A 2,350-nucleotide genomic window follows, 5' to 3' on the forward strand; every position below is an offset into this window, starting at 1 on the left:
TCCGCCGAACTCCCGCCGCGTAGTGACCGACTCACTCCCCGAGCCCACCCAGACCATCTGTGACGTGGCCGAGCCCGAACAGGCCTCGGCGACCCGTCAGCAGGATGGCGGCCGGCGCCGGTTCCGCCTCGGCGTCATGGGCGGCACCTTCGACCCGATCCACCACGGACACCTCGTGGCCGCCTCCGAGGTGGCCGCCGAGCTGGACCTGGACGAGGTCGTCTTCGTGCCCACCGGCAAGCCGTGGCAGAAGGACGGCAACAAGGTGTCCCCGGCCGAGCACCGGTACCTGATGACCGTCATCGCCACCGCCTCCAACCCGCGCTTCACGGTGTCCCGGGTGGACATCGACCGTCCCGGACCGACCTTCACCGCGGACACCCTGCGTGACCTGCGCATCCTGCGGCCCGAGGCGGAGCTGTTCTTCATCACCGGGGCGGACGCCCTGGAGCAGATCATGACCTGGAAGGACGTGGACACCCTCTGGGACATGGCCCAGTTCGTCGGTGTCACCCGTCCGGGGCACGACCTCGTGGAGGTCGGCCCGGAGACGGGTGTGATGCTGATGGAGATCCCGGCGATGGCCATCTCCTCGACCGACTGCCGCGCCCGGGTCCAGGCCCACAAGCCGGTCTGGTACCTCGTGCCGGACGGCGTGGTCCAGTACATCGCCAAGCACCTCCTGTACCTGCCCGAGGCCCACGGCCCGGGCGGCGGGCTGGGCGGGCGCCGCAGCCAGGACGCACCGGAGGTCCGTGCGTGAGTGCCGCTGACCCCACCCAGACGCCCGGGTCCGCCCGCCGTCCCGAACGCCAGCACCGCCGGGTGGACACCGAGGCCGGTGCGCCGTCGGGGGAGACCGCCGAGGCGATCCTCGACCTGCCCGCCTCCGGGGTCGACCCGGCCGACGTCGGCCCGCTGACCGGTACGTTCCCCGGGGTGCTCCCCGGCGTGGCCGAACTGCCCCTGCTCAAGGACGGGCGGGTCGTGTCCCGCCCCGGCCAGGCCCCCGCCGCCCTGGCCCGCGTCTTCGAGTCCGATGCCCCCACCGGGTACACCGTCGCCAGCGACGGGGTGCCGGTGGGCCCCGATGGCCAACCGCTCACCCGTCGCCAGTTGCGCGAGATGCGCCGGCGCCAGGAGTCCGGCGCCGGCCCGGAGTCCTCGCCCTCCACGGCCCGACGCGCGGAGGCACCGGCAGGTGCCCCGGCCGGACTCGCGGGAGAGGGCGAGGAGCCGGTCACCAGGGAGTCGCTGGCCCTCGAGGCCGCGGCCCTCGCCGAACGCCTCGCCGCCGCCGGTGATGACCCCGCGAACGTGGACCCGCAGTTGCTGCGGCAGCAGGAGGCGCTGGCGGAGAAGGCCCGTCTCCTCAACCAGACCGGCACGCTGGCCATCGTTCCCCCCGCGGCACCCGTCGAGTCGGCCGGCGCCGAGCCCGCCGCCGAGTCCGTGCGCCATGAACCGATCCAGGCGCAGTCCGCCCACGGGCTGGACTCCCTGCCGGCCTCGGAATGGGGTTCCCGGGAGCGCACCCTGGTGATCGTGGCCGCGGTCGTCTTCGCCATCCTGGTCATCGCGCTGATCATCGCCCTGGCCCTGTGACCACCGTCGTACCACCCACCCTCCAGGAGTTGCCCGTGACCGTCCCCCCCACCACCCTGACCGCGCTCAAGCTGGCCGGCCAGGCCGCAGCAGACAAGCAGGCCACCGACATCGTGGCCGTCGACGTGGCCGAGCGGATGGGGCTGACCGATGCGTTCCTCATCGCCTCGGCCTCGTCGGAGCGGCAGGTCGTCGCCGTGGTGGACGAGGTCGAGGAGGTGCTCAGCCGGCAGCTGAAGCTCGACGTGATCCGCCGTGAGGGCAAGGCCGGCGGCCGCTGGGTCCTGCTGGACTACGGGCACTTCGTGGTGCACGTCCAGCACGAGGAGGAGCGGGTGTTCTACGCCCTCGACCGCCTGTGGAAGGATGCCCCGCTGATCGACCTCGGTCTCACGGACGGGGTGGGCGCCGGCGAGCCCGGTTCGACCATCACCCCGGACGACGCCCCGCGGGACTGGACCCCCGGTGCACCGGGTGAGGCCCAGGCGCAGTAGGCCGCGTCAGGGGCCGAGACGGCACCGGAGCGGGAACCCGCCCCGGTGCCGGCACGGGCAATCGCCGGCCGACTGCCCGTGCCGGACCTCGATTTGCGAACCGGTCGAGGAGCTGTGTATATTTATCGAGTTGCTTCGGACGGGACGGAAACGAAACGGCCGGGGAAACACCCTTCTGGGGGTATGGCGCAGTTGGTAGCGCGTCTCCATGGCATGGAGAAGGTCAGGGGTTCGAATCCCCTTACCTCCAC

The 2,350-nt window shown here is 72.3% G+C and carries 3 protein-coding genes and 1 tRNA gene; all 4 read left to right on the forward strand.

The window, feature by feature from the left end:
- Nucleotides 1-136 precede the first annotated feature (136 nt).
- Nucleotides 137-763 carry a nicotinate-nucleotide adenylyltransferase gene (nadD, locus tag PLJ28_RS15620; RefSeq protein WP_221243537.1) on the forward strand — a complete coding sequence of 209 codons (627 nt, stop codon included), beginning with the start codon at nt 137-139 and terminating at the stop codon, nt 761-763.
- Nucleotides 760-1,605, forward strand: coding sequence for a hypothetical protein (locus PLJ28_RS15625; protein WP_324590418.1), 846 nt, complete (start codon nt 760-762; stop codon nt 1,603-1,605). Before nadD ends, PLJ28_RS15625 begins: the two co-directional genes overlap by 4 nt.
- 35 nt (nt 1,606-1,640) lie before the next feature.
- Nucleotides 1,641-2,099 carry a ribosome silencing factor gene (gene rsfS, locus PLJ28_RS15630; protein WP_183525319.1) on the forward strand — a complete coding sequence of 153 codons (459 nt, stop codon included), beginning with the start codon at nt 1,641-1,643 and terminating at the stop codon, nt 2,097-2,099.
- Nucleotides 2,100-2,276: 177 nt separating this feature from the next.
- Nucleotides 2,277-2,349 (forward strand) — tRNA-Ala (locus PLJ28_RS15635).
- The last annotated feature ends 1 nt before the right edge of the window (nt 2,350 follow it).

This window comes from Citricoccus sp. (assembly GCF_035445025.1).
Taxonomy (GTDB): domain Bacteria; phylum Actinomycetota; class Actinomycetes; order Actinomycetales; family Micrococcaceae; genus Citricoccus.

Bases quoted from the DNA above. Each gene is read 5' to 3' on its own strand.
- nadD (WP_221243537.1), top strand. From the start codon at position 137: ATGGGCGGCACCTTCGACCCGATCCACCACGGACACCTCGTGGCCGCC.